This window comes from Peribacillus faecalis, from assembly GCF_014712675.1.
Taxonomy (GTDB): domain Bacteria; phylum Bacillota; class Bacilli; order Bacillales; family DSM-1321; genus Bacillus_AD; species Bacillus_AD faecalis.
Genome location: NZ_JACXSI010000045.1, coordinates 22,791 through 36,342, shown reverse-complemented (window position 1 = coordinate 36,342; position 13,552 = coordinate 22,791). Strand labels below are relative to the sequence as shown.

At 40.8% G+C, this 13,552-nt stretch carries 11 protein-coding genes; 10 read left to right on the top strand and 1 reads right to left on the bottom strand.

Annotated features, from left to right (window positions below; genetic code table 11):
- The first annotated feature begins 11 nt into the window (after nt 1-11).
- From odhB to IEO70_RS15660, 8 genes are all read left to right on the top strand, one after another.
- Nucleotides 12-1,268 carry a 2-oxoglutarate dehydrogenase complex dihydrolipoyllysine-residue succinyltransferase gene (gene odhB, locus IEO70_RS15695; protein WP_190999408.1) on the top strand — a complete coding sequence of 419 codons (1,257 nt, stop codon included), beginning with the start codon at nt 12-14 and terminating at the stop codon, nt 1,266-1,268.
- A gap of 442 nt (nt 1,269-1,710) precedes the next feature.
- Entirely contained in the window at nt 1,711-2,349 is a 639-nt protein-coding gene (locus tag IEO70_RS15690; protein ID WP_190999318.1) for a cell wall hydrolase, read from the top strand.
- 154 nt (nt 2,350-2,503) lie between these two features.
- Nucleotides 2,504-4,819, top strand: a complete 2,316-nt coding sequence (helD, locus tag IEO70_RS15685) for an RNA polymerase recycling motor HelD (RefSeq protein WP_190999317.1) — start codon at nt 2,504-2,506, stop codon at nt 4,817-4,819.
- Nucleotides 4,820-4,918: 99 nt separating this feature from the next.
- The gene (locus IEO70_RS15680) at nt 4,919-5,935 is read left to right on the top strand and encodes a phosphotransferase enzyme family protein (RefSeq protein ID WP_190999316.1); all 1,017 of its coding nucleotides are present in this window, start codon (nt 4,919-4,921) and stop codon (nt 5,933-5,935) included.
- Nucleotides 5,936-6,002: 67 nt separating this feature from the next.
- Entirely contained in the window at nt 6,003-8,246 is a 2,244-nt protein-coding gene (locus IEO70_RS15675; protein ID WP_190999315.1) for an AAA domain-containing protein, read from the top strand.
- Nucleotides 8,247-8,305: 59 nt separating this feature from the next.
- Nucleotides 8,306-9,190, top strand: coding sequence for an LCP family protein (locus IEO70_RS15670; protein WP_190999314.1), 885 nt, complete (start codon nt 8,306-8,308; stop codon nt 9,188-9,190).
- 93 nt (nt 9,191-9,283) lie between these two features.
- Nucleotides 9,284-9,934, top strand: a complete 651-nt coding sequence (gene trhA, locus IEO70_RS15665; protein WP_190999313.1) for a PAQR family membrane homeostasis protein TrhA — start codon at nt 9,284-9,286, stop codon at nt 9,932-9,934.
- 84 nt (nt 9,935-10,018) lie between these two features.
- Nucleotides 10,019-11,005 carry a phosphotransferase enzyme family protein gene (locus IEO70_RS15660; protein WP_190999312.1) on the top strand — a complete coding sequence of 329 codons (987 nt, stop codon included), beginning with the start codon at nt 10,019-10,021 and terminating at the stop codon, nt 11,003-11,005.
- Between the two features lie 269 nt (nt 11,006-11,274).
- Here the strand turns inward: IEO70_RS15660 and IEO70_RS15655 are convergent, their stop codons facing one another.
- Nucleotides 11,275-11,820 carry a biotin transporter BioY gene (locus IEO70_RS15655; RefSeq protein WP_190999311.1) on the bottom strand — a complete coding sequence of 182 codons (546 nt, stop codon included), beginning with the start codon at nt 11,818-11,820 and terminating at the stop codon, nt 11,275-11,277.
- A 209-nt stretch (nt 11,821-12,029) separates the two neighbouring features.
- Here IEO70_RS15655 and IEO70_RS15650 point away from each other — a divergent pair, with 209 nt between their 5' ends.
- Entirely contained in the window at nt 12,030-12,938 is a 909-nt protein-coding gene (locus IEO70_RS15650) for an EamA family transporter (protein ID WP_328820945.1), read from the top strand.
- A gap of 240 nt (nt 12,939-13,178) precedes the next feature.
- On the top strand, nt 13,179-13,406 hold the full coding sequence (locus tag IEO70_RS15645; RefSeq protein ID WP_190999310.1) for a hypothetical protein: 228 nt from the start codon (nt 13,179-13,181) through the stop codon (nt 13,404-13,406).
- Nucleotides 13,407-13,552 lie beyond the last annotated feature (146 nt).

Here is a 13,552-nt window from a genome sequence, read left to right as displayed (position 1 = left end):
GGGGAAATATGATGGCAGAAATCATCGTACCAGAATTAGCGGAATCAATTACAGAGGGAACGATTGCTCAGTGGTTAAAAAAACCGGGCGAAGCAATCGCTAAAGGCGAATATATTGCTGAATTAGAAACAGATAAAGTTAATATCGAAATCATTTCAGAACATGACGGTGTAGTTGGAAGCCTGTTAAAAGAAGAAGGCGATACTGTACAAGTTGGCGAAGCTATCGCAATCATCACTGAAGGTGGAGCAGCACCTGCACCAGCAGCGGCAGCAGTTGCTGAAGCACCGGCAGCAGCTCCTACAGCGGTTGCAACAGCTCCAGCTCCAGCAGCTGTTGCAGTAGCAGCACCTGCTGAGCCAGCTAAACCAGGAAGCGGTCCAATCGCTTCTCCAGCAGCTCGTAAACTTGCTCGCGAAAAAGGCATCGACCTTCAAGCGGTAGCAACACCAGATCCGCTTGGACGAGTTCGCGCTCAAGACGTTGCAAATGCTGGAACAACTCCAGCGCCAGCTGCAGCACCTGCACCGGCAGCGGCTCCGGCTCCAACAGCACCAGCTTTCGAAAAACCGGTTGAAATCGAAAAAATGTCTCGCAGAAGACAAACAATTGCTAAACGTCTAGTTGAAGCTCAGCATACTGCTGCTATGCTTACAACTTTCAACGAAGTAGACATGTCTGCAATCATGGATCTTCGTAACCGTCGTAAAGACTCTTTCGCTAAGAAAAACGACGTTAAATTGGGCTTCATGAGCTTCTTTACTAAAGCTGTTGTAGGCGCATTGAAGAAATACCCATTATTGAACGCTGAAATCCATGGCGATCAATTAATCGTTAAAAAATTCTATGATATCGGTATCGCAGTTGCAGCTCCAGACGGTCTGGTTGTACCAGTTGTAAGAGACGCTGACAAACTTGGATTCGCCGGCATCGAAAAAGAAATCGGCCGCCTAGCTGAAAAAGCTCGTGAAAACAAACTTGGATTATCTGACCTAACTGGCGGATCATTCACAATCACGAACGGCGGAACATTCGGTTCTCTAATGTCTACGCCAATCCTGAATGCACCACAAGTTGGTATTCTTGGAATGCATAAAACTCAATACCGTCCAGTTGCAATTGATGCAAATACTATGGAAATCAGACCGATGATGTACATCGCATTATCTTATGACCACCGTATCGTTGACGGTAAAGAAGCAGTAGGATTCCTTGTAGCAGTAAAAGAAATGCTAGAAGATCCAGAACAATTACTATTAGAAGGTTGATTTTAAGCCTCATAACTAAAGCATTTCGTCAGGCAGCCATTCACTTGGTCTGCTCGGCGGGATGCTTTTTTTTTATGGAATCAGCAGCTTTATAGAAAGTGTATTGATGAAGTCTATTGATTTCGAATAACTGGAACGTAAAGTACTAATTTGTTTTATATATTTCGTATGATGAATAATCTTAAATCTTTAATTATCAAGGTAAAAAATTCTAAATTTTAATGAAAAGCGAAACTCATCTTAAAACCATTGATTGGAGCGGAGGGCGGCGACTCCCGCGGAAAGCGACCGCCCGCAGCGGAAATCAACATTCACTGCATATTTAGATACATACAGATAAAAAACTAAGTTTTATCTGTAAATTAACTGGAAATTATTATGCAATGAATTACAAATTGATGTTTGTTAAGGTAGGTAGGAGCGAGAAAGAGGAGGTTACAAGATGAAAAAATTACTTGTATTAACAGTAATTGCTGCAGCTTCACTTCTGAATTCTACGTCTTCTGCTGAAGGTTTCAAGACGGCTGAACTTGAAACTAACAGGGAACAAACAGAACAAATTGTTGTTCAAAGCAATGAAGATATTTACACAGTCCAAGATGGAGAAAGTGTAACAGATATAGCAGTAGAATGCGGCGTGCCCGTTGAGGATTTAGTCAGCGAAAATAATCTTCAAGATGAAACTGTCGAAGCAGGCGATCACTTAATCTTGCCAGAAACAGTTACTGATGAAGAGAAAGAACTGATGGCCCGATTGGTGCATGCTGAAGCGAAGGGCGAATCTTATGAAGGTAAGGTTGCCGTAGCGACAGTTGTATTAAACCGAGTGGATAGTGAGAGATTTCCGGATACAATTAGAGAAGTCATTTATGCGAAAAACCAATTTTCACCGGTAGCAGACGGTTCCATTAATCAGGAGCCAAGTGAAGAGGATATGCATGCAGTCAATGAAGCGATAGCTCTTCAGGAAGAGGGAACAGACGCAACATTTTTTTACAATCCAAAACTTACGGATTGTAAATGGATCAAATCGCTCCCTGTCATAGAAGTAATCGGCAATCACACATTTGCCACATCATAATAGATAGAGGGTGTCCGTAGGGGCATCCTCTTTTTTGCTCTATAAGTATATAAATTTGAGGCGTTTTTCACAGCTTCTTTGGATAAAATAATGCGGGATGCCCAGAAATGTTTTATATTATACAATAAGAAACACAATCGGGAGCGTGAGGATAATGGCTAACAAACAGGATGACCGCGCTTTTGAAGAGCAGCGGATTAAAGATGTCATTCAGCTTATGGAGGAACGCTTAAATGTATTGCGCAAAAATTCAGGCGGTTTAAAAAAGGACGTTATATCTTTACGCAATACCTTTTGGGATGATGTGAGAGTCAATATGGATAACCCGGAAGATGCGGCAGAAACATTGTCGAGCATTAAACAGCAGGCGCAGCTGCTCTCCGAACGAGAACGGACACATCATATCATGCATAAACAGCAAGTAACTTTAACGAGAATGAAGGATTCACCATATTTTGCCCGTGTTGATTTTATTGAAGAAGGTACGGAAGATACGATACATGTATATTTAGGTGTTGCTTCGTTAATGGATGAGGCTGAGGAAAACTTTCTTATTTATGACTGGAGAGCACCGATCTCGAGCATTTATTACGATTTTTCTCCTGGGTCTGTTCAGTATGAAACATCATATGGCACTGTTTCAGGTGAAATGAAGTTAAAACGTCAATTCATCATTAAATATGGTGAACTGAAATCGATGTTTGATACCGGTGTTACAATTGGTGATGAGCTGCTGAAGGAAGTGCTTGGCACTAATGCGAGCCACCATATGAAAAATATTGTTGCGACAATTCAGCGAGAGCAGAACCAAATAATTCGCAATGTTCGCAACCGCTATTTGATTGTCCAAGGAGCTGCCGGAAGCGGCAAAACCTCTGTCGCGCTTCAGCGTGTGGCTTATTTGCTATATCGCTATAAAGATGAGATAACGGCTGACAATATTATGCTGTTTTCGCCAAATGCATTATTCAACCGTTATGTCGCATCTGTATTGCCAGATTTGGGAGAAGAAAATATGCAGCAAATGACATTTCAAGAATATGCGCAGCAAAGGCTTAGCAGGCTTTATAAAATGGAGCATCCATTTATGCAAATGGAATATATTTTGATCGCAGAAGATGATTCGGATTATAAAGCGAGAACTACCGGCATACGTTTCAAGGCGAGTTTTACATTTAAAACAATCATCGATCAATATGTCAAAATGTTTTCAAAGAGCGGCCTGGTTTTTAAAAACATAAAGTTTCGCGGAGAAGTCATTATTTCATCTGAAGAAATGTCCGAGTATTTTTATTCGCTTGATTATACTGTTTCCATCCCGAATCGGATACAAATCTTGAAAGAGTGGTTATTAGCAGAACTTGAAAAGATTGAAGTTTTGGAAAGAGATAAAGAATGGGTGTATGAAGAAAGCGAGCTTCTTGACTTGGAGGAATACACGGAAGTCTATAGTGAGCTCCGGAAAGAAGGCAGGTTCTCCGAAGACTCGTTCGATGATTTTGAACAGGAACAAAGCAAGCTAGCCATAAAAATTGTAAGGAAGTATTTTAAGCCGATCCGCAATGCGATTACAAAGCTGAAGTTCCTCCATACAAAACTAATCTATCGGCAGCTATTCACCGCAGAGTTTCCGTTTGCAGAATTGCTTCCGGACAATTGGGACGAAATATGCGGATATACGGTACGGAAACTGCAAAAAAACGAGCTATCGTATGAGGATGCGGCGCCTTTTCTATATTTACAGGATCAGCTTGAGGGACACCGTATTAATACAAATATACGTCACCTGCTCATTGATGAGGCACAAGACTATTCGCCGTTTCAATTTTTCGTAATCAAGCAGCTTTTCCCGGCCAGCAAAATGACGATATTGGGAGATTTTAATCAGGCAATTTATGCGCACTCGTTCCATGCGCCGACTTTGCTGTCAGATGAATTGTATGCCAATGAAAATGTCGAAAAAGTTGTTTTGAAAAAAAGCTACCGCTCGACAAAGCAAATTATTGAATTCGCTAAAAAAATCATTGAACAAGGTGAGGAAATAGAGGCGTTTGACAGAAACGGGCCGAAACCGACAATAACCAAGACAGCAAGTGCTGCCAATATCATAGATAGAGTAAACAAGTTGCAGGCGAAGAATTATGAAACGGTTGCTATTCTTTGCAAAACGGCAAAAGAATGCGAAGAAGCGTATGTTGTCTTAAAAGAAGAGCTTGATATTCAACTTATTAAGCTGAATGCCAATACGTACGAGAAAGGCATTTTAATTATGCCGGCATACTTAGCTAAAGGGATTGAGTTTGATGCGGTTATTATTTATGATGCTTCCCGAAAGACGTACAGTAAGGAACAGGAACGAAAGCTCTTTTATACAGCTTGCACGCGTGCAATGCACGAGCTACATCTGTTTTTTGTGGGGGAGCTGACACCGTTTTTAGATCATGTTTCGGAACAATTGTATAGCCATTAAAGCAAAAAGCGCGACTTAAGGTCGCGCTTTTCTATGTATGGAAGCGAATCAATTGTCATTATTATTTCCATATAGTTAATATAGATGAAGAGGATTAATATGAATACAAACAAAAACACACAATTGTTCCCGCTTGAGTCGTCTATTCTATCTGGAGAAGCGATTTTGGCATCTATACAAAAATGTTATAGTGAGAATTTTCATAGCTGTCGACTTTATTATCGGAGTATTCACGATACGTATATTGTTCAGGGGGATAACAAAACATTTTACTTCAAGGTATACCGGTTCGGATTGCGGTCAAAAAAAGATATACAGGGCGAGATCGATGCGATAAATCATCTTATAAAGAAGAAAATCAATGTGTCGAGACCGGTTTGTAAGACAGCTAGCGATTACATTATTGAATTTCCAACGATTCAAGGAATTCGCTATGGGGTGCTGTTTACTTCTGTCGGTGTGCAATCAATGGACGAACTCGTAGAAAATGATAAGCTGAATATACGTTTAGGAGCTTATTTAGGCAGAGTCCACCAAGCATGGGATGATTTTGTTCCAACGGTAAATAACCATAAGCTCGATGTGGCAACCGTGCTCGATGGATCCTTACAGCACGTCCGTGTGTTATCAGATTTATATCATTTTGATTTCGAATTTTTGCAGGACGTCTCTGATCGGCTGAAGCTGAAATTGCAGCAATTATCGAAAGAAAAGCCGGCATTCGGATTTTGTCATGGTGACTTTTACAGCGGCAATATCAGAATGAGTAAGTCAAAAGAGCCTATTGTATTCGATTTTGACTTTTCCGGTCAATGCTATCGGATGTACGATGTCGCTCTTTATGCCAACGCCTTCGGATTAGGGTGCTCGCTAGCAGATATTGAGAAGCGGGAACGAAGAAAATCAGCCTTTATGGAAGGGTATAACAGCATACAAACGGTTACTGATGAAATGGTTCATTCGCTTGATTTATTCGTGCCGTACCGCCGGATATTTAATATCGGCACAATCTATTGCGGCATGACCAGTACATTCGGCGATCATTTTGCGATTATCAATACAAACCGCGACATCGAACTTCTGAAAAAATGGCTCGACTTGAATCCTGTACTGTAACTGCAAAATTTGACAGGATATGCTATACTTTTTCTTCAAATATTGTACGGGAAAAAGGATGAAGACAATGGAAAAGACATCTTTGCAGCTGCTGAAAGAATGGCAGAAGGCTTTGCACAGCGAAATAGCGTATTTGAAAGAGTTCGGCAGCAATAAATACATGCTTTATAATGGCCGCAGGTTAGAAGGCAGCAATGATTATACGTATTACTTTGACAGCAGAACAATCATTTCTGTACCGAATGGTTCGACAGTGAAACTGCAATGGGGTTCACGACAGGAAGAAGGACGGATGCTTTCGTCGGAAGGTAAAGGCGTCATCGTCCAAATAGAAAAGATGCTCGGCGAGGAAATAAGCGAGGCCTATCTTCTGTATGATCCATGGCAGCTGTTGGAGGAATTGTCGACCCGCTTGGAAGAGATTAAAAAAAGTAAAAACAAACGGGCACGTATTAAGCGTTTGCTGACACCGGATATGGAACCGAAGCATCCGCCGGTTAAGAACGGCACGACTAAGGTGAAAGAACTGTTTATCCGATCAAAATATAATCCGGTCACATTCGTTTGGGGACCGCCGGGGACAGGGAAAACCTATACGCTCGCACGCGTTGCCGCCAATCAATATTTGCAGAAAAAGAAAGTGTTGATATTGGCGCAGAGCAATGCGGCAGTCGATGTGCTGATGGCGGAAATATTCAGTTTCCTGAAGCGGACAAACAAGTTTAAAGAAGGCGATATTTTGCGGTATGGCGCCGGTGTCGGCATTGGCTCGCAATGTGAAGGTATTACGATGTCGCATTTATTGGAGAAAGAAGATCCGGACCTTGTTCGGCAAAAAGAGGAATGGCAAGAGAAAAAGCGCGTTTTAAAGCTGGACTTGCAAAATTCATTCAGCTCGCAAGACTCCCAGGAGCTCTTGAAGATTGAAAATAGACTCTCATCAGTGCTTGATAAGATGCGGAAAAAAGAACAAGATCTATTGCAAAATGCCGAAGTGATTGGTACGACGCTTGCAAGAGCGGCGATGGATCCTGCGATATATGAACACACATTTGATGTTGTCATCGTGGACGAAGCGAGTATGTGCTATGTTCCGCAAGCGGCCTTTGCGGCATCGCTCGGGAAGAAAGTTATTATTTGTGGAGACTTTAAACAACTGCCGCCGATTGCTCATTCAAGGGCCCCTCTCGTCACAGAATGGTTAAAGAATGATGTATTCCATGCTGCCGGAGTGGCAGACACGGTTGGCGAGCATGCGCTTCATCCCCATTTAGTGCTACTGAACGAACAAAGAAGAATGCATCCCGATATTTCATCATTCACAAATCGATATGTATACCATTCGCTCGTTCACGATCATGAAAGTGTGAAAACGAATCGTCAAGAAATTATTGAACGGAAACCGTTTGCGGATATGGCTTCAATTTTGCTCGACACAAGTTTTACCGGTCATTACTGTATTAATGAAAGAAGCTCAAAATCACGCTGGAATCCTTGGCAGTTGCTGCTATCTTATCAAGTGATGCATGAGGCATATATGGATGGAGCCCGTTCCATCGGCTACGTGACGCCATATCGTGTGCAAGCAGATATGATGAACAGTTTGCTCGATGAGTTTTATCCGGAAGAAAAAGCGGCCGGCAATATGATGGCAGCGACTGTTCATAAGTTTCAGGGAAGCGAGAGGGAAGTAATTGTCTTTGACAGTGTAGATGGCTATCCGCAAGAAAGGCCGGGGATGCTGTTGGTCGGCAATGACAGTGAGCGCCTCATTAATGTAGCGATAACACGGACTAAGGGAAAATTTGTTCATATAAATAACCGGGAGTTTGCTTATCGCAACATCGGAATGAAAAGGACAATCCGCCAATTGGTGCAGCACCAAGTGAATGAGAAACAAACAGTGACCCATCAGCAAATAGGATCTTGGGTTAAAAATCAGCGTAAACGTCTGAGATGGATACACGCGATGAAAGAGGAAGAAGTATTTGCCGACATTAATCATGCAACGAAGAGCATTATTATTTCTTTGCCGGCTGGCGGTGAGCTTTCTTCAGTCTGGAAAGAAAGGCTGAAGAAAACGAAAGCGAAAGTTACTCTTATTTCAGAGGACATGCCGGTAAAGGCGCATCGACTTATTGTCGACAGTTTGCCGTTTCCGTTTGTAATGATTGACAGGCACACACTTTGGCTCGGACAGCCTTTCGCGTTAGCAAAAGGCAGCAAACCTCCTTTTGTTGCCGCCAGATTGCAGGCAGCGAATTTTTGTGAACAGTTTCTTTCGCATCTTCCGCTTGATGAAACAATCTGATGTATAAAAATTGGTAATAAAAGCAAACTATGAATACTAACAATTGAAGGACTGATGTCATGAACAGCTTTGTAAAAGTCATCCTATTAACTGTTTCAGTATTCATACTTGCTTCATGCAGTTCCTTTCATAAAGAAGAAACCGAACAAGATAGCGATGTACTGAAGAACGACACAATCACCATTTTGACATTGGGGATTGATACGCGAGGTGAGGAGAAGTCCAGAAGCGATGCAATTCTTATCACTCAATATGACAAAAAAGCGAAGAGCGTTAAAATCGCTTCAATTATGCGCGACAGCTATGTAAAAATTCCGACGTATTCCAAAGGTTATAATAAGCTGAATTTAGCTTATTACCTTGGCGGCAAAGATTTGCTTGTGAAAACAATACAGGAAAATTTCAATATTACGATTGATCATGTCATAGAGATTGACTTCGAAGGTTTTACATATGTGGTAGATGCGATTGCTCCCAAAGGTATAGAAGTCGACGTCCCGCAAAATATGATTGCCGATATGGATATGAATATACAGCCTGGTAATAATAGTCTCCATGGAGAAGATTTATTGAAGTATGTCCGTTTTCGCCATGACGAAAACTATGATTTTGGCCGTGTCAAAAGGCAGCAGGAAGTATTGCTGAAATTAAAAGATGAACTGACGAACGAACTATCTTTTAAACAATTGATCAGTCTGCCGAAAGTGATTGAAGGGGCAATGCAGTATGTGACGAGCGATTTGTCTATTCCTCAAACACTTTCACTTGCTTCGCTCGTTCTGCTAAATCCAATTGATGAAGTTCAGACGATGACGATCCCGCTTGAAAATAGTTATGAAAGCAGACGTTATGAACATGCTGGAGAAGTGCTGCAACTTGATTTTTCGAAAAATATCGAAGCACTGTCCGGATTCTTTAACCTTCCGGAAGCTGTAAGTAACTAGAAAAAAGCACGGAAGTATGACAGTTGTAACTAGTGATGATGGTTTGCTTATCGTATAGTAGTTGTAAAGAAAGCTGAACCAAGGAGGATGCTTATGAAGGATACGCATGTTTATACAAAAAAAGAAGAAGTCGTCAATGCGATTACGCATGGCATCGGTGTGCTGCTGAGTATAACCGCACTCGTATTTCTAGTAATTAACGCAGTGCAAAATGGATCTGCTTGGCATGTGGTTACCTTCACCATTTATGGTGTGTCAATGCTTTTGCTGTATTTGTCTTCGACTTTGGTGCATAGCTTTCCAGAGGGAAAGCTCAAAGACTTATTCGAAATTTTTGATCACTCGGCAATTTATTTATTCATTGCCGGTACGTATACGCCTTTTACGCTTATTGTCATAAATGGTGCGTTAGGATGGACTTTGCTCGGAATTGTTTGGGGAATTGCGATTGCCGGAATTGTCTTTAAATCATTTTTTGTGAAAAAATTTATGTTTATATCCACTGTATTATATGTAGTAATGGGCTGGCTTATTGTAATTGGCTGGCAACCGCTGACCGCAACGCTCCCGACAGCTGGAATTGTGCTTTTAGTTGCTGGGGGCCTGCTTTATACTGTTGGTGCAATATTTTACGTTTGGCGCGGTTTTACTTTTCATCACGCAGTTTGGCATCTGTTCGTTTTGGCCGGTTCTGTCACTCACTTCTTCTCGGTACTATTTTATGTAACGCCGATTCGGATATAATGGATTAATGGACAAACATTGAATGACCTCTTGTTTACGGGGTCATTTTTATTTTATAAAATGATACAAAGGAGACGTGGTTAAATGGAAAAAGCGGTCGCTTCTTTGTTCACCGAAACAATTATTAATGAAGGTTTACGTCAATTTGAGGTAGACGTACACTCTGCCAAGATGCTCGGGGATTTTGAAAATTTTATTTATGAGGGTGTACGAGAAAAACGGAAAGTGATTGTTCGTTATACGCACAGCAGTCACCGGACGGATGAGCAAATAATCTCGGAAATTGATTGGGTTTGTCATCTGAAAAAGCACGGAGTCAACGTATATGAGCATTTCCTTTCAAAAGAAGGCAATTTTCTCGAAGCCATTGAGGCGGTTGACGGAAGCTGTTTTTACATTTGCTGCTACGATATGTTGCCGGGGAAGCGCATCACATGGAGAGATTGCGAGCAAGAACCTTCGTATATTGAAAAATGGGGAGCGGTCATAGGGCAAATGCACCAAGCGACAAAAAAATATGTGAAACCTCAGTCTATAGCCAGGCGCCCGGAGTGGCATGAAGAAGACTTAATGAACATGGAGCTTTTTCGGGAACATTACACAGAAGAGATGTTTACGAACAGTGAAGATGTTTTGAAGCAAGTCCATGCTCTTACGAAGACAGAGAATAATTATGGTATTATTCATTCTGATTTGCATTTAGGTAACTTCCATGTTCAAGATGATCAAGTGTATGTGTTTGACTTTGACGATAGCAGCTATTTGTTTTTTGCCAGTGACATCGCCATTCCGCTTTATTACACTTTACTGTCTCGCATTTTGGAAGGGCAAGATCAACAAGAGGAATTTGCTGCTTTCTTTATGAAACATTTCATGGCAGGCTACGAAAAATATAATCAATTAGAAGAAAAGGATATTCTTTCTATTCCATTATTTTTAAGATTAAGAGATGTATCTTTGTATAATGTGATGCTGAAAAAGTATGATTTAGAACATTTATCGGAAAAAGAAGCGCTATTTATGAATTCTGTGAAGGAAAGACTGAAGAATAGAAGGACGATTGCTGAATAAAGTACGGTATTAGCTGCTTTTATTGAAAAGTATGTGCAAATTGGAGAATTGAGATCGTTCGCAAAGAACTTGAGAGCGGTGGCGAGAGAATTGAGATCGTTCGCAAAGAACTTGAGAGCGGTGGCGAGAGAATTGAGATCGTTCGCGAAGAACTTGAGAGCGGTGGCGAGAAATTTAAGATCGTTCGCACACAACTTGAGGGCAGTACCAGACAACTTAAGCTTAAGAGAAACAATAAATAGGCCTTTCATATAAGAAAGGCCTAATTTTTATGCTAGGAAATAACGTGTATTTAATAAGCGCTTTCGGACAAGGACAGAGATGTACGCCGCGATGGCCGCTTTTAAAATCCCGACCAGAAGAAATGGTGTCACACCGCCGGCAATTGCAGCGGACCATGAGAGCGAAGCGGCAATTTTGAGCCATGCTGTTCCGAAAGCAAGGGTTATGACCATCCCGATAATATTGGCAATGAAAGCATTTGTGAAGCAAAGCTTTGTTTTTTCAACAAACAGTCCGATTATATAGGCTGTCGGAAGGAAGCCGACTAAATACCCCCCGGTCGGTCCAACCAGTTTACTGATTCCACCTGACATCCCGGCAAAAACAGGCACTCCGACAGCCCCGATGATTAAGTAAAGAAGAACAGAAAGGGTGCCGTACTTTCTCCCTAAAATTGTTGCTGCAATTCCTATTGCTAACGTTTGTCCGGTAATCGGTACCGGCGGGAGCGGTATTGTGACTTGTGAAAAGATTGTGATAAAGGCAGTGAATAATGCTGTAATTATATAATAGTGCAAATTAGTTTTTTTCATAAGAATGATCCCCTTTTGATATATGTAAACTAATTAAAATTCAGGTTAACATAAGAAAATTATAAGGGGTGTATAGTTATCTGTCAATATTTCAGTGTTTTACAAGAAAGCATGATAGACAGCAGAAATAGATAGTTATTTTCACAGAATGTGAGATAATAAGTGATTATACGCAATCATTGTTATACATAAGAAAGTGTGGTAGGAAAGTGCAAAAGTTTAAAGGATACTTATTAGTGATTTTAGCTTCTTCTTTATGGGGCGTTTCGGGGACGGTAGCTCAGAAGCTGTTTGCTGAGGATGGGGTAACCGTAGAATGGCTTGTGTGCGTTAGGTTGCTTTTAAGCGGCGTGTTGTTTTTATTTTATGCATTTGTGAAATTGGGCAGACAACAAGTGCTAGAAGTGTTTCAACATAAATCTTCCATCATTCATATGATAATTTTCGGGATTGTCGGTATGCTTGGCGTGCAGTATACGTTTTATGCGGCAATAAATGAAGGTAATGCCGCTGTTGCGACATTGCTGCAATATACGGCGCCGATTTTTATTATGATCTATTATTTAATCATTTTAAAATTGCCGCCGATGATCGTTGAAATCATTGCAGTCGTTTTAGCGCTTGGAGGAACTTTCCTGATTTTGACGAATGGCTCTTTGGATACTGTTTCAGTTTCGATGACCGCTTTCTGGTGGGGGATTTCCTCAGCGTTGGCATTGGCATATTATTTATTGCATTCAGGACATTTAGTGCGTCAGTTTCCGTCTGTGATAGTGATGGGCTATGGTATGCTGATCGGCGGAATTGTGTTTTGTTTTTTTCAAAATCCTTTCAGCGTCGATACGGGGAGATGGACAATTTCAACAGTCGGCTCAATCGCGTTTGTAATTATCTTTGGGACGATTTTACCGTTTCTAATGTACAGTGAGAGCCTTCGTTTTATAACAGCAAAGGAAACAAGCTTGCTTGGCTGTACGGAGCCGCTCGCTGCCATCATCGTATCGATTGTGTGGTTGCATACATCATTTGGTGTGTTCCAGGCTCTCGGCAGTTTGTGCATTATTGTCATGGTGCTGTTGCTGTCGCTTCGGACAAAGGGTGAGAAAGCTAAAGCATAGCAGGTTGTTAATATTGAGAGGATGTATTCGGCAATTTGTGTTAACTAAAAAGAGAGGGGCTTTTCTGTGAAAAGCCTCTTTTTCACAGTTATTTCAAATTTGTAAGCGCTTTAAACATAAATTTAACAAATGACACACATTGTTCAATATTTCACAAACTATATTAATATAATGTCGTATATAATAAGTCATGTAAGGAAATAACATAAAGAGAAGCAAGACTTAGAGGAGTGATGATCAATGTTGTTATGTGAATGGAGATCATTTAGTACCGACATGAAGCAGTACACACAAGAAACTTTTGAAGAATTAGTTGGTGACGAATTTGAAGCGATGATGTTTGAAGAAGGTGCTGAAATGCCATCAACAATTTGGACAACAAACTATGTTTGCATTATCAAACCTAACGCTAGAATGATTAATGATATTTCAATTACAAAAATTCAAAGAAATCCGGTATGTGAATAATTTGTAATTTCATACTTCGATTATTCTTTTTTTTAACATAATTATGCTCAATATTTCACAAAGTTTTTCTGATTTATAATTTGTTTATTTCACAGGAGGCTGAGCTTTTATGACAACAACAGTAAAGGAAGCAAAAACAGTCAAGA